Below are 229 nucleotides of genomic sequence, written 5' to 3'. Positions count from 1 at the left end.
GGCGTTTACCACGGTGTGGTTCATGACTGGGGTGAAGTCGTAACAAGGTAGCCCTAGGGGAACCTGGGGCTGGATCACCTCCTTACCTATACGACTAACTTGATAGTTGTTGAGTGTTCACACAGATATGCTTGTCGTAAAGAAAGAGCAAATAATACGTGTCTAGGTTTAGACGACGTTAATTTGTTTCAAGTCAAGGCACTTGAGGAGTGAAAGAGGGAGTGTAGTT

General features: G+C 45.4%; 1 rRNA gene. It reads left to right on the top strand.

What is annotated here, in order from left to right:
- Window positions 1–85 (top strand): 16S ribosomal RNA (locus K5Q92_RS24145); the annotation flags it as partial.
- Window positions 86–229: the final 144 nt, after the last annotated feature.

Origin of the sequence: Shewanella sp. MBTL60-007, assembly GCF_019654915.1 — a bacterium.
Classification (GTDB): Bacteria; Pseudomonadota; Gammaproteobacteria; order Enterobacterales; family Shewanellaceae; genus Shewanella.
Note: the sequence above shows the minus strand (reverse complement) of the source record. Positions and strands in the feature narration are given on the sequence as shown.